Raw genomic sequence first — 19263 nt, 5'->3', positions numbered from 1 at the left:
CCTTCCCTAGACCCGACGCCGCTTGGGCGGACGGCAGCCGTTGTGCGGCTGCGGCGTCACGTCGGAAATGGTGCCCACCTCGAGGCCTGCGGCCTGCAGCGAGCGGATTGCGGTCTCGCGACCCGAACCCGGGCCCTTGACGAAGACGTCGACCTTCTTGACGCCGTTCTCCTGCGCCTTGCGGGCAGCGTTCTCGGCGGCGAGCTGCGCGGCGAACGGGGTGCTCTTGCGCGAGCCCTTGAAGCCGACGTGGCCCGAGGAGGCCCAGCTGATCACGTTGCCGTTGGGGTCCGTGATCGAGACGATCGTGTTGTTGAACGTGCTCTTGATGTGCGCGTGGCCGTGCGGGACGTTCTTCTTTTCGCGACGACGCGAAACGCCCTTCTTCGCGCCCGTGGCGCGCGACTTCGGAGGCATTACTTCTTCTTTCCGGCGATGGTCTTCTTCGGACCCTTACGGGTGCGAGCGTTGGTCTTGGTGCGCTGGCCACGCACGGGCAGGCCACGACGGTGGCGGATGCCCTGGTAGCACTGGATCTCGATTTTGCGACGGATGTCGGCCTGCACCTCGCGGCGCAGGTCACCCTCGACCTTGTAGTCCGTGCCCTCGATGTAGTCGCGGAGCTTGGTCAGGTCCTCGTCGCTGAGATCCTTGCTGCGCAGATCCGGGCTCACACCGGTCTCGGCGAGGATCTCCGTCGCGCGGGTACGGCCGATGCCGTAGATGTAGGTCAGTGCGATCTCCATGCGCTTCTCGCGCGGGAGATCGACACCCATGAGACGTGCCATTCTTGGCGGTTTCCTTCTTCTAAGTCGGAGGTCTGCTCCCCGTCCGTCCCCGGTGGTTCCGGCGCTTTCACGCCGGCCGAGGCCCCGGCCTCCGAGCCGGGGGTTGACAGGAGCTCGTCTGCTCCTGCTGGTGCGGGGAGGTCATCGTGTGTTCAAGCGGCGAACCGCTCGAAGCGCACCGATCTAGCCCTGACGCTGCTTGTGCCGCAGGTTCTCGCAGATCACCATGACCCGACCGTTACGGCGGATCACCTTGCACTTCTCGCAGATCGGCTTGACGCTGGGGTTGACCTTCACGTCAGTCCTATCCAGTTGTTCTCAGTGTTTTTCAGACGCCGCCACCGGTAGCCGGAGGGGTGCCACGACACGCACGACGAAGCCGCGCACGCACGCGATGATCCAGTGTACGCTTCGCCGACCGTCGCCCCAAATCCTCGCCCGAGCGGCCTCTCATGCTAGCCTCAGGAACGATCGGCGATGCACTATTCGCCACTCTTGATTCCCGAGATCTGATACCTCGATCGCAAAGGACCCGCGATGCGTCTGTCCCTCCTCCGCCGGGCGAGCGTCGCCGCGGCCACCGCCCTCGGCGTCACCGCGTCGTCCCTCGTCGTCACGGCCCCCGCGTCCGCGGCACCGCGCATCGTGGTGGGACCCGGCTCCGAGATCGACGTCGTGCAGAAGCGGACCGGCGACGGCATCGAGGTGTCCGCGTGCACGCTCGGCGTCCTCGCCCTCACGCCCAGCGGCGAGCGCGTGGGCGTCACCGCGGGCCACTGCGGCAGGGCCGGGCAGGACGTCGCCGTGCCCGTGCCCGGCAGCGACCGCACCATCGCCGCCGTCGGCAAGATCCGGCAGTCGTCGAACCCCAAGGTCGACAAGGACGGCCGGGTCGCCGACCTCAACCAGCCCGACTGGGCCACGATCACCTTCATGAAGGACGTACCGCTGAGCCCCGCACTCGGCCGGGTCAAGCCCACCCGCGTCGGCCGCGCCGTCATCGGCGACCAGGTGTGCCGCCAGGGGCGGACCACCGGCTGGCAGTGCGGCAAGGTCGTCGACGTCGCGCCGACGCGCATCCTCACGGACCTCAAGGGCGACCACGGCGACAGCGGCGGGCCGCTGGTGCGCCTGTCCGACGGTGCCGCGCTCGCGCTCACGACCGGCGGTATCGAGCTCTCGACGAACACCGGCCTCATGTCGGAGTTCATCGATCTGCAGTTCGTCTTCGGCCAGGCCGGCGGCCTGCGCCTGGCCGTCTAGGTCCCCGACGACGAAGAAGACCCACCCCGCGGGGTGGGTCTTTCTCGTATCCGGATGCGTACTACGCGGTCACTTGTACCGGTAGACGATGCGCCCGCGCGTCAGGTCGTACGGGGAGAGCTCCACGACGACCCGGTCCTCGGGCAGAATTCGAATGTAGTGCTGCCGCATCTTGCCGCTGATGTGTGCGAGCACCTTGTGCCCGTTCTCCAGCTCGATGCGGAACATTGCGTTGGGGAGCGGCTCGACGACGCGGCCCTCCACCTCGATGGCTCCGTCCTTCTTCGCCATACCCTCCACGATCCTGTTGTCTTCAGCGGACGCCGTGTGCGACCTGTGCCCCTCCTGAGCGGACGGGCATGCGGCCGAACGCCGCGCTACCCACCTATTCTACGCGCTCAGGACTCGTCCGACGAATCCTGGCCGGAACCGCCCCCGCCGCTGACGAGGTGCAACGCGAGTTCGACGGAGTCGGGCACGAAGTCCGCGGGGTCCGCGGCGACGGCCGCGAGCAGATCGTCGGGCGCCATCCACTCGCCGCTCTCGACCTCCTCCGGCTGGTGCACGACGGCACCGTCGTAGACGCAGACGTACTGGAAGCACACGAACCGGGTGCGCGGGTCCGCGTAGTCGCGCACCCCGACCGACCGCAGCTCCACGCCGTGCACCCCGAGCTCCTCGAAGGCCTCGCGCGCGGCACCGTCGTCCGGGGACTCCCCCGCCAGCAGCACCCCGCCCGCACAGAAGTCCCGCAGCCCCGGGTAGACGTCCTTGACCGGCGTGCGCCGGTGCACGTAGATCCGGCCGGCGGAGTCGAAGACGAGGATGCCGGTGGTGCCGTGCCGCAGGTTCTCGGCGCGCACGCGGGAGCGGGGCGCCGCCCCGCACGGGCGTCCGGCGTCGTCGTACAGCGCGACGATCTCCTCCACTGGCATGCGCCTCCTCGTTTTCCCACAGTATGAGCCAAACCCTGGACAGCGCGACGCCGGTGCACTTGTATCGGGGCCATGAGCAATCCGGACAGCCCGAACTGGCATTTCGAGACCACCCAGATCCACGCCGGGCAGACGCCCGACGGTGCGACCAACGCACGTGCGCTCCCGATCTACCAGACCACGTCGTACACGTTCAACAACACCGATCACGCCGCGGCGCTGTTCGGGCTGGCCGAGCCGGGCAACATCTACACCCGCATCATGAACCCGACGCAGGACGCCGTCGAGCAGCGGATCGCCGCACTCGAGGGCGGCGTCGCCGCGCTGCTCGTGGCCTCCGGGCAGGCCGCCGAGACCCTCGCGATCCTCAACGTCGCCGAGTCGGGCGATCACATCGTCAGCTCGCCGTACCTCTACGGCGGCACCTACAACCTGCTGCACTACACCCTCGCCAAGCTGGGCATCGAGGTCACCTTCGTCGAGAACCCGGACGATCTGGAGCAGTGGCGCGCCGCCGTCCGGCCCAACACCCGCGCGTTCTTCGCGGAGACCATCTCCAACCCGCGCGGCCACGTGCTCGACATCGCCGGCGTCTCGGGCGTGGCGCACGAGAACGGGCTGCCGCTCATCGTCGACAACACCGTGGCGACCCCGTACCTGCTCAACCCGCTGGCGCACGGCGCCGACATCGTGGTGCACTCCGCGACCAAGTACCTCGGCGGCCACGGCGCGGCGATCGGCGGCGTCATCGTCGACGGCGGCAACTTCGACTGGACGCAGGGCCGGCACCCGAACTTCACCACCCCGGACCCGTCGTACCACGGCGTCGTCTTCGCCGACCTCGGCGCTCCCGCCTTCGCACTCAAGGCCCGCGTGCAGCTGCTGCGAGATCTCGGCCCCGCGATCTCGCCGTTCAACGCCTTCCTCCTGTCGCAGGGCATCGAGACGCTGAGCCTGCGTGTGGAGCGGCACGTGGAGAACGCGCAGAAGGTCGCCGAGTACCTCACCGGCGCCGACGGCGTGACCGACGTGATCTACGCCGGCCTCCCGTCCTCGCCGTACCACGAGCGCGCGAAGGAGCTGCTGCCCAAGGGCGCCGGCGCCATCGTCGCCTTCGAGCTGGCCGGCGGCGTGCCCGCGGGCAAGGCCTTCGTCGACGCGCTGTCGCTGCACAGCCACGTCGCGAACATCGGCGACGTCCGCTCGCTGGTCATCCACCCCGCGTCGACCACGCACAGCCAGCTCACCGAGCAGGAGCAGCTCGAGGCCGGCGTGACGCCGGGCCTGGTGCGCCTCGCCGTGGGCATCGAGCACATCGACGACATCCTCGCCGACCTGCAGCTGGGCCTGAAGGCCGCGGCGAACGCGTCCTAGGGATCCGCTGATGCGCGCGCTGCGGTGGTTGCGACGGGCCCTCGGGTCCGTCCTTCGGGACGACGGTGCCTGGACCGCGGCCGTGCAGCGCGGGTGCACCTAGCACCGCCTGTTCACGACGACACCCCCGAGTCACGGACTCGGGGGTGTCGTCGTCTGCGCTCAGCGCTCCAGGGCCGCGCGGACCTGGTTCTCGAGGGCGACGGTGGCGGATCGCGGCAGGTCGATGAGGCCGTCGAGCTCGGCGCGGGCACGCTGGTAGGCCTGCTGCCGCTCCGGGCCGGTGGCCGACCCGTCGAGCGCGACGGCCAGCAGACGCTGAGCCTTCGCGAGGCGCTCCTGCTCCAGTGGCGAGAAGTCTCCGCGGCGGCGGCGCTTGGCCTCCTGCTCCGCGACGTCGAAGGCCGCGGCGTAGGCGTGCACCGCGTCGCGGTACTCCTCCACCCCGTCGGCCTGTTCGAGATCGTCGGGGCGGAGGAGATCCGCGCGGCGCTTCGCCTTGTGGAAGTCGACGGTGAGCGGCTCCCGCATGTCGACCATCATCGGGAAGTCGAGGATCGTCGCGAGGTCCGTCTCGTAACCGAACCAGCGGGTGTCGACGGCGTCGTGCTCGGCGACCGCCCGCTGCAGCTCACGCTTCGCCGCCGCCGCGTCGACGCGGCCCATGCCCTTCGCCTGGGCCACGGCCGCCTTGGTCTCCTGCTTGATGCGGTAGCGCTCGAGACGGCGGTTCGCCCGCTTCTCGTTCCACACCGCCACAGCACGGACACCACCGGCGGCCGGCCCACCCAGGACGAAGACGAGCCACCAGTGCTCGAACAGCCATTGCACGGCACCAGCTTACTTACTCAGCGGAAGTGTCACCGTTCGTTCGCCGCTCCGCATTGGCCACGATCACGTCGTGCACGTACTGCGCCAGACCCGGCGCGATGTCGTCGTAGTGCTTCGTGAAACGCTCGTCCGCGAGGTACATCTGCGCCAGGCACACCTGCATCTCGTAGCTGCAGTCGTAGAACTTCTCGATGCTCGCGCGGTGCTGCTCGGCGAGGGCGCCGCCCTCCGCCGAACCCGGCGCGACGCCGCGGGCCAGGCCGTCGGCGAGCGCCGCCTCCAGGGCGTCGGTGTCGGCCTTGATCCGCTTCCAGTCGTCCTTGTCGAACTGCGCGGCCCGCTGCTGGCTCTGCTCCCACTGCGTCGTCCCGCCCCAGCGCTGCTCGGCCTCCTCCGCGTACTGCTCGCCCATCCAGTTGTCGCCGAAGATCTCGGTCTGCTCCTGCGCGGTCAGCTGGACGCCGCTCCTCTTGCTGCTCATCATTTCCTCCACGGCCGCGACCATCCAGTGCAAACGATCGATCCGGTCGGACAGCAGTTTCCGTTGCTGCTCCAGATGCGCCATCGCATCCGCCGACGGGTCGTCGAGCAGGGTCGCTATCTGCTCGAGGGGGAAGCCCAGCTCGCGGTACGTGAGCACCTGGTGCAGACGTTCGACGTCGGCGTCCGAGTACACGCGGTAGCCGGCGCGCGTGCGGTCCGACGGCACCACGAGCGCGATCTCGTCGTAGTGGTGCAGCGTGCGCACGCTCACGCCGGTCAGGCGCGCCACCGCGCCCACCGTGAGAGGGTTCCTGTCGTTCACGCCGACCACACTGGTCCCTCACGTCGCGTGAGGGTCAAGAGCGTCGACATCGCCGCAGGTCAGGGACGCAGGGTGAGGATCCGCGGGCCGTCGGCGGTGACGGCGACGGTGTGCTCCCAGTGGGCGGCGCGGGCACCGTCGTCCGTGACGACGGTCCAGTCGTCCTCGAGCACGGAGGTGTCCGGGGTGCCGAGGGTGAGCATCGGCTCGATGGCCAGGGTGGAGCCGACGACGAGGAGCGGGCCCTTGCCCGGGTCGCCCTCGTTGGCGAGGAAGGGCTCCATGTGCATCTCGCGGCCGATGCCGTGGCCGCCGTAGCCGTCGACGATGGCGAGATCGCGGCCCAGTCGCGCGGCCTGCGCGTAGGTGGCCGTCTCGATGGCGTGCGAGACGTCGGTGAGGCGGTTGCCGTCGAGCATGGCGGCGATGCCGGCCTCCATCGCCAGGCGCGTCGCGTCGGAGAGGTCCTGATCCTCCGCGGACAGCTCGCCCACGCCGAAGGTCCAGGCCGAATCGCCGTGCCAGCCGTCGACGATGGCGCCGCAGTCGATGGACACCAGATCCCCGGCGGCGAGCAACGTCTCCCGGTTCGGGATGCCGTGCACCACGACCTCGTTGACCGACGAGCAGATCGAACCCGGGAAGCCGTGGTAGCCCTTGAACGAGGGCACCGCGCCGGCCTCGCGGATCACCGTCTCGGCGACCTCGTCGAGCTCGAGGGTCGAAACGCCGACGCGGGCGGCATCGCGGACCGCGACGAGCGCGCGGCCCACGACGGCGCCCGCGGCGGCCATCGCGTCGAGCTCTCCCGCGGAGCGGAAGGGCACGGTCTTCTTACGGCGGAAACGACTCACTTGTCGAGCTGCGCGGTGACGCGGCCCAGCACCTCGTCGACGCTGCCCACGGCGTCGATGTGCGTGACGAAGTCGCCGTAGTAGTCGAGCAACGGTGCGGTCTGGTTGGCGTAGACCTGCATACGGTTGCGGATGACCTCTTCGGTGTCGTCCGCGCGGCCGCGGGCGAGCATGCGCTCGACGACGGTGTCCTCGGGGACGTCGAAGGAGACCACGGCGTCGAGCTTCTCGCCGCGCTCGGCGAGGATCTCGGCCAGCGAGTCCGCCTGGTCCGTGGAGCGCGGGAAGCCGTCGAGGATGAAGCCGTTCTTCGCGTCGGGCTCCGTCAGGCGCGAACGCACCATGTCGACGGTGACCTTCGACGGGACGAGCTCGCCCGCGTCCATGTACTTCTTCGCGTCGACGCCCAGCGGGGTGCCCTCGCTGATGTTCGCGCGGAACAGGTCACCCGTCGAGATGTGCGGAATCCCGTACTTCTCCGACAGCCGTTCGGCCTGCGTGCCCTTGCCCGCCCCGGGAGGGCCCAGAATAACCAGTCTCACTTGAGGAATCCTTCGTAGTTACGTTGCATCAACTGACTCTCGACCTGCTTCGTGGTGTCGAGCGCCACGACCACGATGATCAGGACCATCGTGCCGCCGAACGGCAGGTTACTCATGTTCGAGCCGCTACCGGTGAGTTCGATGAACAGGTTGGGGAGAATCGCGATGATGCCGAGGTACAGCGAACCGGGCAGCGTGATCCGCTGCAGCACGTAGTTCAGGTAGTCGGCGGTCGGCTTGCCCGGGCGGATGCCCGGGATGAAGCCGCCGAACTTCTTCATCTCGTCCGCGCGTTCCTCCGGGTTGAAGGTGATCGCGACGTAGAAGTAGGTGAAGAAGATGATCAGGGCGAAGTAGATGACGATGTGCCAGGTGCTGCCCGGGTTCACCAGGTTCGACTGGATCCACTGCACCCAGCCGGCGGTCGAGCCGCTGGCGACGAGCTGGATCACCAGCTGCGGCAGGTACAGCAGCGACGAGGCGAAGATGACCGGGATGACGCCGGCGGTGTTCACCTTGAGCGGCAGGTAGGTCGACGAGCCGCCGTACATCTTGCGGCCGACCATGCGCTTGGCGTACTGCACCGGGATGCGGCGCTGGCCCTGCTCGACGAAGACCACGGCGACGAGGATCACGAAGACCGCGAAGCAGACCAGGCCGAAGGCGAGGCCGCCCTGGCTCTGCAGGATCTTCTGGCCGTCGGACGGGAGACGCGAGGCGATGCCCGCGAAGATCAGCAGCGACATGCCGTTACCGATGCCGCGCTCGGTGATCAGCTCACCGAACCACATCACCAGGATCGCGCCGGCGGTCATGGTCACCACGATCACGATGAGCGTGAAGATGTTGTCGCTCTTGTCGATGATGCCGGGGCAGTCGGGCAGCAGGTTGCCGCGCGAGGCCATGGCCACGATGGCGGTGGCCTGCAGCAGCGCCAGCGCCACCGTCAGGTAGCGCGTGTACTGCGTGATCTTCGCCTGGCCGGCCTGCCCCTCCTTGCGAAGGGTCTCGAAGCGCGGGATGACCACCATCAGCAGCTGGATGATGATCGACGCGGTGATGTACGGCATGATGCCGATCGCGAACACCGACAGCTGCAGCAGCGCGCCACCGGAGAACATGTTGATCAGCGAATACACCTGGCCGCTGTCGCCGCTGGTGGCCTTGTCGACGCACTTGGTGATCGTCCCGAAGTTCACACCGGGCGCGGGCAGCGTGGCGCCCAGCCGGTAGAGCACGAGGATGCCCAGGACGATCAGGATCTTCCGCCGCAGATCCGGGGTCCGGAAGATCGGGACTAGGGCCGAAAGCACACATCCTCCTGGCAGCCGGGCGGCCCGGACGGGCCGCCCCACGCTCGTGGACACGCGTTCCGCCCGCGGCGGAACGCGACATCCTCATGGGTAATCCTGCAAACGTATGAACTCTAACAGCCGCACTCATCGGGGCTGTTCACGGCGGGTACCGCCCGGCAGGAGACAGACGGGGAGCCGTGGGGGCCGCGAAACGAGAGCCGCGGTAGGCACCGGTGACCGGCGCCTACCGCGGCGTCCACGATTCGCGCGCGAGGACTAGGCCTCGGCCGACGGCTTCAGCTCGGTGGCCGAGCCGCCCGCGGCCTCGATCTTCGCCTTGGCGGCGCCGGTGACCTTGGTCGCCGTCACGTCCACCTTGACGCTGATCTCGCCGTCGCCCAGCACCTTGACGACACGGTTCTTGCGAACCGCACCGGCGGCGACGAGCTCGTCGATGCCGATGGTGCCGCCCTGCGGGAACAGGCGAGCGATGTCGCCCACGTTCACCACCTGGTACTCGACGCGGTTGCGGTTCTTGAAGCCCTTGAGCTTCGGCAGCCGCATGTGCAGCGGCATCTGGCCGCCCTCGAACGCCACGGGGACGTTCTTGCGCGCCTTGGTGCCCTTGGTGCCGCGACCGGCGGTCTTACCCTTCGAGCCCTCACCGCGACCCACGCGGGTCTTGGCGGTCTTCGCGCCCTTAGCGGGACGGAGATCGTGCAGCTTGATAGCCATTGCTTACACCTCCTCCACTTCCACGAGATGCGAAACGACCTGGATCAGGCCGCGGTTGACGGGGGTGTCCTCACGGACGACCGACTTGCGGATGCCCTTGAGGCCCAGGGTGCGCAGGCTGTCGCGCTGGTTCTGCTTGAGCCCCACGAGGCCCCGCACCTGGGTGATCTTCAGCTCTGCCATGACTTACGCTCCCTGACCTGCACGGGCGCGGAGCATGCCGGCCGGGGCGACGTCCTCGATGGGCAGGCCGCGACGAGCCGCGACCTCCTCGGGACGCTGCAGCTCCTTGAGAGCCGCCACGGTCGCGTGCACCACGTTGATGGCGTTGTCCGAGCCCAGGCTCTTGGCGATGACGTCGTGGACGCCGGCCGCCTCGAGCACGGGACGCACGGCGCCACCGGCGATGACACCGGTACCCGGGCTGGCGGGACGCAGCAGGACGACGCCGGCCGCGGCCTCACCCTGGACCGGGTGCACGATGGTGTTGCCGATCATGGGGACGCGGAAGAAGTTCTTCCGAGCCTCCTCGACACCCTTCTGGATGGCCGCAGGAACTTCCTTGGCCTTGCCGTAACCGACGCCGACCATGCCCTGGCCGTCGCCCACGATCACGAGGGCGGTGAAGCTGAAGCGACGACCACCCTTCACGACCTTCGAGACGCGGTTGATGGTGACAACCTTCTCGATGTAGTTGCTCTTCTCGGCCTCGTTGCGGCCACCGCGCTGATCGCGGTCGCGGCCACCACGACCGCCGCGGCGGTCGTTCGAGTTCTCGTTGTTCCCGGCGGGGCCGTTGCTACCGCCGTCACGACGCTGACGTCCGGGCATCAGGCGACCTCTCCTTCGATGGAAAACATGCTGGTACGAGTCATCAGAACGCCAACCCGCCTTCGCGAGCGGCGTCCGCGAGCGCGGCGATCCGGCCGTGGTACTTGTTGCCACCACGGTCGAAGACGACGGCGTCCACACCGGCCGCCTTGGCGCGGGCGGCGATCAGCTCGCCGACCTTCTTGGCCTGGGCAGACTTGTCGCCGCCCGCGGCCTTCACGTCCGCCTCCAGCGTCGACGCCGCGGCCAGCGTGTGGCCCTTGAGGTCGTCGACCAGCTGCACGTGGATGTGGCGGCTGGAGCGCTTGACGACGAGGCGCGGACGCGCCGCGGTGCCCTCGATCTTCTTGCGCAGGCGGAAGTGGCGACGAGCCTTGCTCGTACGACGACGAGTCGAGACGTCCTTGCCAGCCGGAATGCGCTTGTTCTCAGTCTGAGTTGCCATGAGTTACTTACCCGTCTTTCCGACCTTGCGACGGATCTGCTCACCCTCGTACCGCACGCCCTTGCCCTTGTAGGGATCGGGACGACGGAGCTTGCGGATGACCGCCGAGACCTGGCCGACCTGCTGCTTGTCGATGCCGGACACGGAGAACTTGGTGGGGCTCTCCACCGCGAAGGTGATGCCCTCGGGCGCCTCGATCGGCACCGGGTGGCTGAAGCCCAGGGCGAACTCGAGGTCCTTGCCCTTGAGCGCCACGCGGTAACCCACGCCGTAGATCTCCATCTTCTTGGTGTAACCCTCGGTCACACCGGTCACCATGTTGGCGACCAGGGTCCGCGACAGGCCGTGCAGCGCGCGGTTGCGCCGCTCGTCGTCGGGACGGGCCACCACGATGGCGCCCTCTTCGTTCTTCGACACCGAGATCGGCTCCGCGATCGTCAGCGCAAGCTGGCCCTTGGGCCCCTTGACGGTGACGTCCTGGCCGGAGATCTGCACGTCGACGCCCGCGGGAACGACCACGGGGTGCTTACCAATACGCGACATAGTTCTGCCCCCTTACCAGACGTAGGCGAGGACTTCGCCGCCCACGCCCTGCTTGGCTGCCTGGCGATCCGTGAGGAGACCCGAGGACGTGGAGATGATCGCCACGCCCAGGCCACCGAGGACCTTCGGCAGGTTGGTGGACTTCGCGTACACGCGCAGACCGGGCTTCGACACGCGGCGCAGGCCGGCGATCGAACGCTCACGGCTGGGGCCGTACTTCAGCGAAACGACGAGGTTCTTGCCCACCTCGGCGTCCTCGGTACGGAAGTCGGTGATGTAGCCCTCACGCTTGAGGATCTCGGCGATGTTCGCCTTGATCTTCGAGTGCGGAAGCGTCACCTCGTCGTGGTACGCCGAGTTGGCGTTGCGCAGACGGGTCAAGAAGTCTGCGATCGGATCAGTCATGGTCATGACAGATTCGTCTACCTTTCTCGCAGCGGTTCCCATGCATCGACGGCGCTCTGGTGCCCTGACGAATCAGGGCCTGGAACGTCCGACGGTGGGCCTACTACGAAGCAAACCGTCCTGCAATACCGTTGCACTGCAGGGATTCCGGACCGGCGAACCGGTTCGGGGAAGTGCGCCGGCCATGCTCGAAGCACGACAGGCAACCTCACTAGTGTAGAGAAGGTGCCGGTCAGAGTCGAATCGGCGAGGATTCCGGGCTCCGCCGGCCGGGCCTTGTCCCCCGGTGCCGGGCGGCCTACCGTGAGGATCATGCCCTCGGTGAACGATCTCGTGCGCGATCCCCGGCTCTACCGGGCGGCCGCCGTCGGCCAGGCGGCCGACGCGGCCATCTGCGTCCAGCCCGTCCCGTACGTCGCCCGGTGCCTCGACGACGTCGGCTGGCCCGACGGTGGCCGCTGGTTCTTCCCGCTGGTCAAGGGCGCGTCGGCACTCGGGCTCGCCGCGGCGCCGCGGTGGCCGGGGCTGGCCCGGCTCACCGCGGTGATGCTCACGCTCTACTTCTGCGTCGCGGTCGGCCTGCACGTGCGGGCCCGCGACCTGCGTCTGAACTTCGCGGCGGCCACCACGTTCCTCGCCTTCTACGGCGCGCTCGCCGCGAGCGGGCCGCCGGTCAGTTCACGCGCAGCGTCGTCGTGACCGGGGTGCGGTTGCTGGTCAGGTCCAGGACCGGGCAGTGCGCGTCGACGACGGCCGTCAGCTCGCGGTAGCGCTCCTCGGTGTCCGGTCCGGTGATGTCGACGGTGACCCGCACGGCCGTGAAGCCCGGGCGCACCGTCTCGTCGAGGCCGAAGAAGCCCCGCACGTCGAGATCGCCCTCGGCGCTGAGCTTCAGCTCGTCGATCGTGATGCCCAGCTTGTCGGCGTAGAAGCGGTAGGTCACAACCTGGCAGGACAGCAGCGCACCGAGGTAGGCCTCGACGGGGTTGATCGCGGTGTCGTCGCCACCGAGCGTCGGCGGCTCGTCCACGGCGAGGGTGTGCTGGCGCGCGGTGGTGACACTGCCGACGGTGCCCTGGGGCACGGCCGTCGCCGAGAAGACCACGTGAGCGTTCGCCACGTTGCGGGTCACGGCCTGATCGGTCGCGTCGATGATGGCGGCGAGGGAGCCGGTGGCGGATGCGGTCATGGATCTCAACTCTCGTGACGGGGCGGATGCGTGTCGTCGCGGAACATATGTCCGTTCCCGCGGCCGCACAGCGGTTGCACTCAGCGTGATTGCCTGCCGCTACCCTGAGTCGGTGTCCAGTTCCGTGACGGTCGCCCTGCTCGCCGTGCTCACCACAGCGGGCCTGGTCGCGGCCGCCGTCACCGACGGTCCGCTGTCGATCGCGCTGGCGGTCGTGACCGTCGTGGTCGCGGCGGGCCTGGCGTGGCGGCTCCGGTCCGCACCTCCGGGCGCCGCATCGGTGGCCGCCTTCGTCACCGGCATCGTGATCGTCTCCGCCGGACTGCCCGCGCTCGCGATCGCCGGCGACTGGTCGCAGATCACCTCGTCGAGCTCGCAATCGGGCCACGGATCGGTGGATCGATCGGCGGAATTACGGAGAGCGCTGGACAGGGCCGCCGAATCGCTCCCCGGAGGCGCCGATGCGATCCTGTCGATCGACATCGACGGGATCTCGACGCAGGTTGCGGTCCTCGACCTGCAGAAGGGCGAGCAGGTGTCCTCGAGCTACTCGCAGTCGGGTGGCGGGTGGACCGCGCTGACCCGCACTCGAGTCAACGACCGCGCCGACGCGGTCTTCCGCCGTGCCGACATCGCGGGCCTCGACCTGTCCGCGGCCTCGGCGAAGGTGGACGCCGCGGCGAGGAGCGCCGGTCTCGACCTTTCGAAGCGCTGGGAAGCCGACGGCGTGGTGCTCGCCCGCCGCAGTTCGGACAAGAAACTTGTGGCCACGTACGACGTCACCTCGCGGTTCAAGTTCGAGACCGATGGGGCGGGCAACCTCCCCGACAACCTTTCGTTGGCCACGGTCGACGGCCTACTCCCGGTCGCAGAGCGGCTGCTGCGCGCCAACGGTTTCGATCCGACGAAGCAACAGATCGAGGAGATCAGCTACCACGCGATGTCCGAGAGCGCGTCAGCGGTCGGATTCCCCCACCACGGCACCGTCGAGTTGGAGGTGACGCGTCCCGGTAAGCGCGGAACGGTGACGGAGTCCATCGGCCGATTCCCGGAGGCCCGGCTCTACGACTCCGACGGGTCGGGATCGGGCCGGTTCGCCCTCACGACCCTGTCGGCGGCGGCGATCGAGAAGGCGCGCGCCGACGTCGAGCAGCGTTCCCGCGTCCCCGCCGTCGACGCCCATGCCGTCTCTCTGAGGGTCGCCCGCGACACCGACTCTCCGGGCTGGACCCGCGGAGACCTTCCCCCGGTCCTGCAGCTGGGCCTCGGCCCGACCTCGAAGGACAGTGCCTACTACCGGATGGACGGCACCTTCCTCAGGTCCGCGTCGTGAGCCGGCGGACCGTCGCGACCTCGGCGTCGCGGTAGGGGCGACCGTCAGGCCAGAGCAGGTCGTGGAACCACTGTTGCGGCTGGCGCACCCCGACGTAGGGCTGCTTCCACGAGTCCCACGGGTAGTAGGTCTGGCTGCGGCCGGCGACGAAGCCCCACTGGTAGGCGTCGATGCCGAGTTCCTTGCAGATCGGCAGGATCGTCTCGATGGTGCTGCCCTGCGGGCGGGCCATGTACTCGGTGAGCAGCATCGGCCGTCCCTGCTTCGCGAGGTCGGCGGCCATGGCGCGGAACTTCTCCGGCGGGTCGTAGCTGTGGAAGCTGATCACGTCGGACTGCTCGAGCTGGATGGTGCGGATCTCGGGCCGGGTATCGGCCCAGACACCGGAGGTGAGCGGCTGCGTCGGGGCGCCGGCGCGGGCCCACGCGAAGGCCTGGGGCAGCAGCTGCGCGACGCGGGCGACCTTGTCGGGCGGGCTCAGCGGGTACGAGTCGGCCAGATTCTCGGGCTCGTTCCACACGTCCCACGCGACCACCCGGGGGTCGTTGGCGAAGGCCTTGACCACGCCGGTCGCGTAGGCCTGCAGTGCCGCGGTGTCGGCGTTCGTCAGGCCGGCGGCGCCGGGGCTCTGCACCCACGTCGAGTTGTGCACGCCGGGGGTGGGCTCGCGCTGCACGCCCGGCTTCGGGTTCGGGTCCCAGCACGAGTCGAAGAGCACGAACATGATCTTGATGCCGTTGTTGTTGGCGATGGTGAGGAAGGCGTCGAGCCGCTGCACGAAGCCGGTCGGATCGGCCGTCCACAGCTGGTCCTGCAGGAAGACGCGCATCGTCGTCATGCCCAGGCCCCGGGCCCAGCCGAGCTCGAGGTTCATCCGCACCGGGTCGAAGGTCTGGGCCTGGAACATCTCGAACTGGTTCCCGGCGTTGGCGTTGATGTAGTTCGCGCCGACCATCCACGGGTTCTGGGCGCGCCACTGCTGCGCGCGCTCGGGCGTCCACCGGGTCGCGGGGCCGGCCGGGGCCGCACCCGGCGTCGTCGGCCCGACGGTGCCGCCCGCCCCGGCTCCGGAGCCGGGGTCGGCGGCCGCCCGCGCGGCCAGCATCACGGCCGGCAGCGCGGCGGCAGTCCCCAGCAGAACCCGTCGAGTCACAACAGTCACACAGTCACCATACGCAACACCGGTCACAACTCGGTGAAGGTGAGGTCCTGCCGCGCGTCGTGAAACCGGCCGATTCCGGGCGCGCGACGTCGTATTCGCATCGCGCCGCAGATTTCGACCGGTTTCGGGACGAGTGTCAGCTCTCGATGGCCTTGCGGGCCTCGGCCTCCAACTCGGCGCGGAAGCGGGGCGGCGCGGGCAGGACGCCGCGGTCGACCAGGCGATCGACGGTGCTCACCACCTGGTTCAGGTAGGCGGCCCGCTCGGCGGCGACGCTGGACGCCGCGTGGCGGTACAGCTTGAGGCCGCGGTCCAGATCACGCACGTCCTCGTCGGCGAGGCCGGCCGAACCGGTGCTGCGGGCGTACCGGTCCGCGGCGTACCAGCTGGTCCGCAGGTCGGTGACGGCGTCGATGTAGTCGGCGCCCGGCGCGGCACCCGGATACTCGTCGGTGCGCAGCGCGCTCGCGTGCTCCAGCGCGTCCTGGAAGGCGATCACCTTCGGTGAGCTGAAGTCCCACATCGCGGGGAAGCGCAGCAGCATCTCGGGGTCGAGCTCGTACGCGGCATACTCGGAGAGCACCTCGTCGTGCCGCGCGGCCGCGCGTTCCCACAGCGCCCTGCCCGACGGTGCCGGGGCCGGCTCGGGCGTGGACCGCTGTCGCGGCCGCGGTTCCGACTGCCGTGGGGGCGCGACGAATCGCAGCGGATCCTCCCGCCGGAGCTTCGACGGGTCGCCGTTGCCGCCGAGCAGCAGGATCATCACGACGACGAGCGCACCGCCGATGAGCACCATGCCGTAGGGACCCGCGAACCGCAGGGCGAGCAGCCCGATCGCCGCCACGCCGAGCGCTCCCGCGATGGCCGTGTTACGCATCGGAATCACCCACAACGGACAGCCTAGACGTCAGGCCGCGAGCGCCCGCTCCCCCACCGGCGCGGTCACGACGGCACCGTCGGGCGACGGGCTCCGGGCGATGCGCGCATAGGCGACCGCCATCGTGCCGGCGGTGCCGAGCAGGGCCGCGGCGGCGAGGTAGCCGCTCTGCGCCATCGGCACGCTGAGGTACCGGACGGACAGCAGGACGGCGGTGAAGGCGAGCGCGCCGCCCACGACGGTGGCGATGCGGCGCGAGTGCCAGCCGTCCTCGGGGCGGACCAGCGCGGACTCGAGGGTGAGCGCGAAGACGAGGCCGGCCACGAGGTCGACGCCGTAGTGGGCGCCGAGGCCCAGGGTCGCGGAGATCGTGCAGACCCACCAGAAGACGCCGAACACCTTGAGCAGCCGCGGTCCGCGCAGCGCGTGCAGCAGGATCGCCGTGGCCCACGCGGTGTGCAGGCTGGGCATGCAGTTGCGGGGCGCGGCCTGGCTGAAGTACGCGGAGACCGGCTCGAGCGAGGTGGGCACGACGTGCGGCCAGACGTTCATCCAGCCCGCGCCGGCCACCTCGTTGCCGAATGCGTACGCCGGGCCGACCACGGGGAACAGGAAGTAGACGATGGGGCCGATCGCGCCGATCAGGATGAAGGACCGCACGATGTGGTGCCGCGGGAAGCCCTCGGTGGAGCTGCGGCGCAGCTGGAAGAACGCCACGACGGCCGCGCCCACGGGAAGGTAGGTGTAGACCTTCGTGATCAGCCACAGGTACCAGCCGTGCTCGTGCACGAACCGGCCCATCACCCACGACGGGCTGCCGAGCGCGCGATCGGCGACCTCGACGAAGTGATCGGCGACGTAGGGCAGCGCCTCCATCGTGAGCCCCAACCACACCGACGAGCAGGCGTTGGCGACGATGAGGATCCCGGCGACGCCGGCGGCCTTGAGCGCCGCGGACTGCTCGCGGCCGGTCAGGCGCAGGCCCGCGTAGCCGGCGAGGGCGACGAGCGCCCACATCACGCCGTTGCCGAAGTGCAGGGGCGAGCCGGCGACCAGGCGCTCTGCGTTGAACAGCACCTCCACGCCGACGACGACGCCGGCGAAGGGCAGTCGCAGGCGCGCGGGCATGCACATCAGGGCCAGCGCGAGGGCGGCGGTCTTCACCTCGCCGGTGACGGGACGGCCGACGAAGTCCTTCGCCAGGCCCTCGATCGGTCCGGGCAGTCCGTAGACCGTCGCAGCGGCCTGGACGGCGGCCACGAAGACGAGGACCGCGAGCACGGCCCAGGCCCAGGGGCGGTTCCGGAAACCGCGGCGGGTGTGCTCACCGCGCGGACCTCGCGGGAGCGCGAAGTCTGCACGCACCAACATGAGATGACAGCATAGTGAACACAGCGGTAACTGCGTGAATCCGATCCGCGATTCGTGACGCGGATCGCCCTGCACACGGCGCTGCGGGCGCCTGCGCGAACGCTCTCCCGGGCACGCCGGAGACGACGAAGGGCGCGCATCCCACAGGTGGGATGCGCGCCCTCGCGCGTGGGGTCTACACGCGGGTCAGACCCGGGCTCGGCTCACCAGCTGCTCTTGTGCACACCGGGGAGCTCGCCGGCGTGCGCCATCTCGCGCAGGCACACACGGCAGAGGCCGAACTTACGGAACACCGAGTGCGGGCGGCCGCACTTGTTGCAACGGGTGTACGCGCGAACGGCGAACTTCGGCTTCTTGTTGGCCTTGTTGACCAGCGCCTTCTTTGCCATGGCTCAGTTCTCCTTGAAGGGGAAGCCGAGGTGCTTGAGCAGTGCGCGGCCTTCCTCATTGTTGGTGGCAGTGGTGACGACGGTGATGTCCATACCGCGCGGGCGGTCGATCGAGTCCACGTCGATCTCGTGGAACATCGACTGCTCGTTCAGGCCGAACGTGTAGTTGCCGTTGCCGTCGAACTGGTTGCCGTTGAGGCCACGGAAGTCGCGGATACGGGGCAGCGCGATCGAGGTGAGGCGATCGAGGAACTCCCACATGCGGTCGCCACGGAGGGTGACGCGGGCGCCGATGGGCATGCCCTCACGCAGCTTGAACTGCGCGATGGACTTGCGGGCCTTGCGGATCTCCGGCTTCTGGCCGGTGATCAGCTCGAGGTCCTTGACGGCGCCGTTGATGAGCTTGGCGTCGCGGGCGGCGTCGCCGACACCCATGTTCACGACCACCTTGACGACGCCGGGGATCTGCATCACGTTGGCGTAGTCGAACTCGCTGTTCAGCGCGTCCTTGATCTCGGCGCGGTAGCGCGCCTTCAGGCGCGGCTGGGTCTTCTCAGAGGTGGTCATCTCAGATGTCCTTCCCGTTCTTGCGGGAGATCCGCACGCGCTTGCCGGTCTCCTCGTCGATCCGGTAGCCCACGCGGGTGGGGTTGCCGTCCGAGTCGACGACCATCACGTTGGAGACGTCGATCGGGGCCTCGCGGACCTCGATGCCGCCCTGCGCGGTGGCGGACGTGGAAGTGTGCTTCTTGATCCGGTTGACACCCTCGACGAGGACCTTGTCAACCTTCGGGAAGGACTCGACGACCTTGCCCTTGGCACCCTTGTCGGGGCCCGAGATCACGATGACGGTATCGCCCTTGTGCACCTTCATGTCAGAGCACCTCCGGAGCCAGCGAAACGATCTTCATGAACTTCTTGTCGCGCAGCTCACGGCCGACCGGGCCGAAGATGCGGGTGCCACGAGGGTCGTTGTCGTTCTTGATGATGACAGCGGCGTTCTCGTCGAACTTGATGTACGAGCCGTCCGGACGGCGGCGCTCCTTGGCGGTGCGCACGATCACGGCCTTGACGACCTCGCCGCGCTTGACGTTGCCGCCGGGGATGGCGTCCTTGACGGTGGCGACGATGATGTCACCGATGCCGGCATAGCGGCGCGAGCTTCCACCGAGCACGCGGATGCAGAGGATTTCCTTAGCACCCGTGTTGTCGGCGACCCGCACTCGCGATTCCTGCTGAATCACTAGAGAGTCTCCTCAGACCTGGATTTTCATGCGCGTCGGATTACCGACCCGA

At 68.8% G+C, this 19263-nt stretch carries 28 protein-coding genes; 4 read left to right on the top strand and 24 right to left on the bottom strand.

Annotated features, from left to right (window positions below):
• Nucleotides 1–6 precede the first annotated feature (6 nt).
• The 3 genes from rpsK to rpmJ form a co-directional block, all read right to left on the bottom strand.
• The gene (gene rpsK, locus FK268_RS14065; protein ID WP_068532990.1) at nucleotides 7–417 is read right to left on the bottom strand and encodes a 30S ribosomal protein S11; all 411 of its coding nucleotides are present in this window, start codon (nucleotides 415–417) and stop codon (nucleotides 7–9) included.
• A complete protein-coding gene (gene rpsM / locus FK268_RS14060; protein ID WP_146435040.1) occupies nucleotides 417–788 on the bottom strand; it encodes a 30S ribosomal protein S13 in 372 nt (123 codons plus the stop codon). Before rpsM ends, rpsK begins: the two co-directional genes overlap by 1 nt.
• Nucleotides 789–971: 183 nt before the next feature.
• Nucleotides 972–1085, bottom strand: coding sequence for a 50S ribosomal protein L36 (gene rpmJ / locus FK268_RS14055; protein WP_024332746.1), 114 nt, complete (start codon nucleotides 1083–1085; stop codon nucleotides 972–974).
• A gap of 240 nt (nucleotides 1086–1325) precedes the next feature.
• On the opposite strand from rpmJ, the gene FK268_RS14050 reads away from it, so the two are divergent.
• The gene (locus tag FK268_RS14050; RefSeq protein WP_146435037.1) at nucleotides 1326–2051 is read left to right on the top strand and encodes a S1 family peptidase; all 726 of its coding nucleotides are present in this window, start codon (nucleotides 1326–1328) and stop codon (nucleotides 2049–2051) included.
• Between the two features lie 69 nt (nucleotides 2052–2120).
• Here the strand turns inward: FK268_RS14050 and infA are convergent, their stop codons facing one another.
• The gene (gene infA, locus FK268_RS14045) at nucleotides 2121–2342 is read right to left on the bottom strand and encodes a translation initiation factor IF-1 (RefSeq protein ID WP_005140011.1); all 222 of its coding nucleotides are present in this window, start codon (nucleotides 2340–2342) and stop codon (nucleotides 2121–2123) included.
• Between the two features lie 107 nt (nucleotides 2343–2449).
• On the bottom strand, nucleotides 2450–2986 hold the full coding sequence (locus tag FK268_RS14040; RefSeq protein ID WP_146435034.1) for an NUDIX hydrolase: 537 nt from the start codon (nucleotides 2984–2986) through the stop codon (nucleotides 2450–2452).
• 72 nt (nucleotides 2987–3058) lie between these two features.
• On the opposite strand from FK268_RS14040, the gene FK268_RS14035 reads away from it, so the two are divergent.
• A complete protein-coding gene (locus tag FK268_RS14035; protein ID WP_146435033.1) occupies nucleotides 3059–4360 on the top strand; it encodes a bifunctional o-acetylhomoserine/o-acetylserine sulfhydrylase in 1302 nt (433 codons plus the stop codon).
• Between the two features lie 162 nt (nucleotides 4361–4522).
• Here FK268_RS14035 and FK268_RS14030 read toward each other — a convergent pair whose 3' ends face one another.
• From FK268_RS14030 to rpsH, 11 genes are all read right to left on the bottom strand, one after another.
• A complete protein-coding gene (locus FK268_RS14030) occupies nucleotides 4523–5191 on the bottom strand; it encodes a hypothetical protein (RefSeq protein ID WP_146435031.1) in 669 nt (222 codons plus the stop codon).
• Between the two features lie 13 nt (nucleotides 5192–5204).
• Nucleotides 5205–5996, bottom strand: a complete 792-nt coding sequence (locus FK268_RS14025) for a MerR family transcriptional regulator (RefSeq protein ID WP_146435028.1) — start codon at nucleotides 5994–5996, stop codon at nucleotides 5205–5207.
• Between the two features lie 59 nt (nucleotides 5997–6055).
• On the bottom strand, nucleotides 6056–6850 hold the full coding sequence (map, locus tag FK268_RS14020; RefSeq protein WP_146435026.1) for a type I methionyl aminopeptidase: 795 nt from the start codon (nucleotides 6848–6850) through the stop codon (nucleotides 6056–6058).
• On the bottom strand, nucleotides 6847–7392 hold the full coding sequence (locus tag FK268_RS14015) for an adenylate kinase (RefSeq protein WP_146435023.1): 546 nt from the start codon (nucleotides 7390–7392) through the stop codon (nucleotides 6847–6849). The genes map and FK268_RS14015 overlap by 4 nt, the downstream gene beginning before the upstream one ends.
• On the bottom strand, nucleotides 7389–8705 hold the full coding sequence (gene secY / locus FK268_RS14010; protein WP_146435021.1) for a preprotein translocase subunit SecY: 1317 nt from the start codon (nucleotides 8703–8705) through the stop codon (nucleotides 7389–7391). The genes FK268_RS14015 and secY overlap by 4 nt, the downstream gene beginning before the upstream one ends.
• 258 nt (nucleotides 8706–8963) lie before the next feature.
• Nucleotides 8964–9422 carry a 50S ribosomal protein L15 gene (gene rplO, locus FK268_RS14005; protein WP_146435019.1) on the bottom strand — a complete coding sequence of 153 codons (459 nt, stop codon included), beginning with the start codon at nucleotides 9420–9422 and terminating at the stop codon, nucleotides 8964–8966.
• A gap of 3 nt (nucleotides 9423–9425) precedes the next feature.
• Nucleotides 9426–9605 (bottom strand): 50S ribosomal protein L30, encoded by a 180-nt coding sequence (rpmD, locus tag FK268_RS14000; protein ID WP_068522648.1) that lies wholly within the window; start codon nucleotides 9603–9605, stop codon nucleotides 9426–9428.
• Nucleotides 9606–9608: 3 nt separating this feature from the next.
• Entirely contained in the window at nucleotides 9609–10253 is a 645-nt protein-coding gene (gene rpsE, locus FK268_RS13995) for a 30S ribosomal protein S5 (protein ID WP_068533010.1), read from the bottom strand.
• A gap of 43 nt (nucleotides 10254–10296) precedes the next feature.
• Nucleotides 10297–10698, bottom strand: a complete 402-nt coding sequence (rplR, locus tag FK268_RS13990; protein ID WP_146435015.1) for a 50S ribosomal protein L18 — start codon at nucleotides 10696–10698, stop codon at nucleotides 10297–10299.
• Nucleotides 10699–10701: 3 nt separating this feature from the next.
• Nucleotides 10702–11241: a 50S ribosomal protein L6 gene (gene rplF, locus FK268_RS13985; protein WP_146435012.1), complete on the bottom strand. Its 540-nt coding sequence runs from the start codon at nucleotides 11239–11241 to the stop codon at nucleotides 10702–10704.
• A gap of 12 nt (nucleotides 11242–11253) precedes the next feature.
• Nucleotides 11254–11652: a 30S ribosomal protein S8 gene (rpsH, locus tag FK268_RS13980; protein ID WP_068533016.1), complete on the bottom strand. Its 399-nt coding sequence runs from the start codon at nucleotides 11650–11652 to the stop codon at nucleotides 11254–11256.
• A gap of 306 nt (nucleotides 11653–11958) precedes the next feature.
• Between rpsH and FK268_RS13975 the strand changes: the two genes are divergently transcribed.
• Nucleotides 11959–12345 (top strand): DoxX family protein, encoded by a 387-nt coding sequence (locus FK268_RS13975; protein WP_146435009.1) that lies wholly within the window; start codon nucleotides 11959–11961, stop codon nucleotides 12343–12345.
• Here the strand turns inward: FK268_RS13975 and FK268_RS13970 are convergent.
• A complete protein-coding gene (locus FK268_RS13970) occupies nucleotides 12320–12835 on the bottom strand; it encodes an OsmC family protein (RefSeq protein WP_146435006.1) in 516 nt (171 codons plus the stop codon). The genes FK268_RS13975 and FK268_RS13970 overlap by 26 nt on opposite strands.
• A gap of 112 nt (nucleotides 12836–12947) precedes the next feature.
• Here FK268_RS13970 and FK268_RS13965 point away from each other — a divergent pair, with 112 nt between their 5' ends.
• Nucleotides 12948–14168, top strand: coding sequence for a hypothetical protein (locus FK268_RS13965; protein WP_146435003.1), 1221 nt, complete (start codon nucleotides 12948–12950; stop codon nucleotides 14166–14168).
• On the opposite strand, the gene FK268_RS13960 is transcribed toward FK268_RS13965, so the two are convergent.
• The 7 genes from FK268_RS13960 to rplN form a co-directional block, all read right to left on the bottom strand.
• On the bottom strand, nucleotides 14152–15273 hold the full coding sequence (locus tag FK268_RS13960; protein ID WP_146435853.1) for a cellulase family glycosylhydrolase: 1122 nt from the start codon (nucleotides 15271–15273) through the stop codon (nucleotides 14152–14154). The genes FK268_RS13965 and FK268_RS13960 overlap by 17 nt on opposite strands.
• Before the next feature lie 193 nt (nucleotides 15274–15466).
• Nucleotides 15467–16207, bottom strand: a complete 741-nt coding sequence (locus FK268_RS13955) for a hypothetical protein (protein WP_146435000.1) — start codon at nucleotides 16205–16207, stop codon at nucleotides 15467–15469.
• A gap of 30 nt (nucleotides 16208–16237) precedes the next feature.
• On the bottom strand, nucleotides 16238–17578 hold the full coding sequence (locus FK268_RS13950) for a phosphatase PAP2 family protein (protein WP_146434997.1): 1341 nt from the start codon (nucleotides 17576–17578) through the stop codon (nucleotides 16238–16240).
• 203 nt (nucleotides 17579–17781) lie between these two features.
• Nucleotides 17782–17967 (bottom strand): type Z 30S ribosomal protein S14, encoded by a 186-nt coding sequence (locus FK268_RS13945; RefSeq protein WP_068522657.1) that lies wholly within the window; start codon nucleotides 17965–17967, stop codon nucleotides 17782–17784.
• Between the two features lie 3 nt (nucleotides 17968–17970).
• Nucleotides 17971–18534 carry a 50S ribosomal protein L5 gene (rplE, locus tag FK268_RS13940; protein WP_013128002.1) on the bottom strand — a complete coding sequence of 188 codons (564 nt, stop codon included), beginning with the start codon at nucleotides 18532–18534 and terminating at the stop codon, nucleotides 17971–17973.
• Nucleotide 18535: 1 nt separating this feature from the next.
• Nucleotides 18536–18841: a 50S ribosomal protein L24 gene (gene rplX, locus FK268_RS13935; protein WP_146434995.1), complete on the bottom strand. Its 306-nt coding sequence runs from the start codon at nucleotides 18839–18841 to the stop codon at nucleotides 18536–18538.
• Nucleotide 18842: 1 nt separating this feature from the next.
• Nucleotides 18843–19211 (bottom strand): 50S ribosomal protein L14, encoded by a 369-nt coding sequence (gene rplN / locus FK268_RS13930; protein ID WP_013128004.1) that lies wholly within the window; start codon nucleotides 19209–19211, stop codon nucleotides 18843–18845.
• Nucleotides 19212–19263: the final 52 nt, after the last annotated feature.

The sequence above is a fragment of the Tsukamurella sputi genome (assembly GCF_007858445.1).
Lineage (GTDB): Bacteria > Actinomycetota > Actinomycetes > Mycobacteriales > Mycobacteriaceae > Tsukamurella > Tsukamurella sputi.
This window is presented reverse-complemented; position numbering and strand designations above follow the sequence as displayed.

Bases quoted from the DNA above. Each gene is read 5' to 3' on its own strand.
- rpsK (WP_068532990.1), bottom strand. From the start codon at position 417: ATGCCTCCGAAGTCGCGCGCCACGGGCGCGAAGAAGGGCGTTTCGCGT.
- rpsM (WP_146435040.1), bottom strand. From the start codon at position 788: ATGGCACGTCTCATGGGTGTCGATCTCCCGCGCGAGAAGCGCATGGAG.
- FK268_RS14050 (WP_146435037.1), top strand. From the start codon at position 1,326: ATGCGTCTGTCCCTCCTCCGCCGGGCGAGCGTCGCCGCGGCCACCGCC.
- infA (WP_005140011.1), bottom strand. From the start codon at position 2,342: ATGGCGAAGAAGGACGGAGCCATCGAGGTGGAGGGCCGCGTCGTCGAG.
- FK268_RS14040 (WP_146435034.1), bottom strand. From the start codon at position 2,986: ATGCCAGTGGAGGAGATCGTCGCGCTGTACGACGACGCCGGACGCCCG.
- FK268_RS14035 (WP_146435033.1), top strand. From the start codon at position 3,059: ATGAGCAATCCGGACAGCCCGAACTGGCATTTCGAGACCACCCAGATC.
- rplO (WP_146435019.1), bottom strand. From the start codon at position 9,422: ATGGCTATCAAGCTGCACGATCTCCGTCCCGCTAAGGGCGCGAAGACC.
- rpmD (WP_068522648.1), bottom strand. From the start codon at position 9,605: ATGGCAGAGCTGAAGATCACCCAGGTGCGGGGCCTCGTGGGGCTCAAG.
- rpsE (WP_068533010.1), bottom strand. From the start codon at position 10,253: ATGCCCGGACGTCAGCGTCGTGACGGCGGTAGCAACGGCCCCGCCGGG.
- rplR (WP_146435015.1), bottom strand. From the start codon at position 10,698: ATGGCAACTCAGACTGAGAACAAGCGCATTCCGGCTGGCAAGGACGTC.
- rplF (WP_146435012.1), bottom strand. From the start codon at position 11,241: ATGTCGCGTATTGGTAAGCACCCCGTGGTCGTTCCCGCGGGCGTCGAC.
- rpsH (WP_068533016.1), bottom strand. From the start codon at position 11,652: ATGACCATGACTGATCCGATCGCAGACTTCTTGACCCGTCTGCGCAAC.
- FK268_RS13975 (WP_146435009.1), top strand. From the start codon at position 11,959: ATGCCCTCGGTGAACGATCTCGTGCGCGATCCCCGGCTCTACCGGGCG.
- FK268_RS13970 (WP_146435006.1), bottom strand. From the start codon at position 12,835: ATGACCGCATCCGCCACCGGCTCCCTCGCCGCCATCATCGACGCGACC.
- FK268_RS13960 (WP_146435853.1), bottom strand. From the start codon at position 15,273: ATGCTGGCCGCGCGGGCGGCCGCCGACCCCGGCTCCGGAGCCGGGGCG.
- FK268_RS13955 (WP_146435000.1), bottom strand. From the start codon at position 16,207: ATGCGTAACACGGCCATCGCGGGAGCGCTCGGCGTGGCGGCGATCGGG.
- FK268_RS13950 (WP_146434997.1), bottom strand. From the start codon at position 17,578: ATGTTGGTGCGTGCAGACTTCGCGCTCCCGCGAGGTCCGCGCGGTGAG.
- FK268_RS13945 (WP_068522657.1), bottom strand. From the start codon at position 17,967: ATGGCAAAGAAGGCGCTGGTCAACAAGGCCAACAAGAAGCCGAAGTTC.
- rplE (WP_013128002.1), bottom strand. From the start codon at position 18,534: ATGACCACCTCTGAGAAGACCCAGCCGCGCCTGAAGGCGCGCTACCGC.
- rplX (WP_146434995.1), bottom strand. From the start codon at position 18,841: ATGAAGGTGCACAAGGGCGATACCGTCATCGTGATCTCGGGCCCCGAC.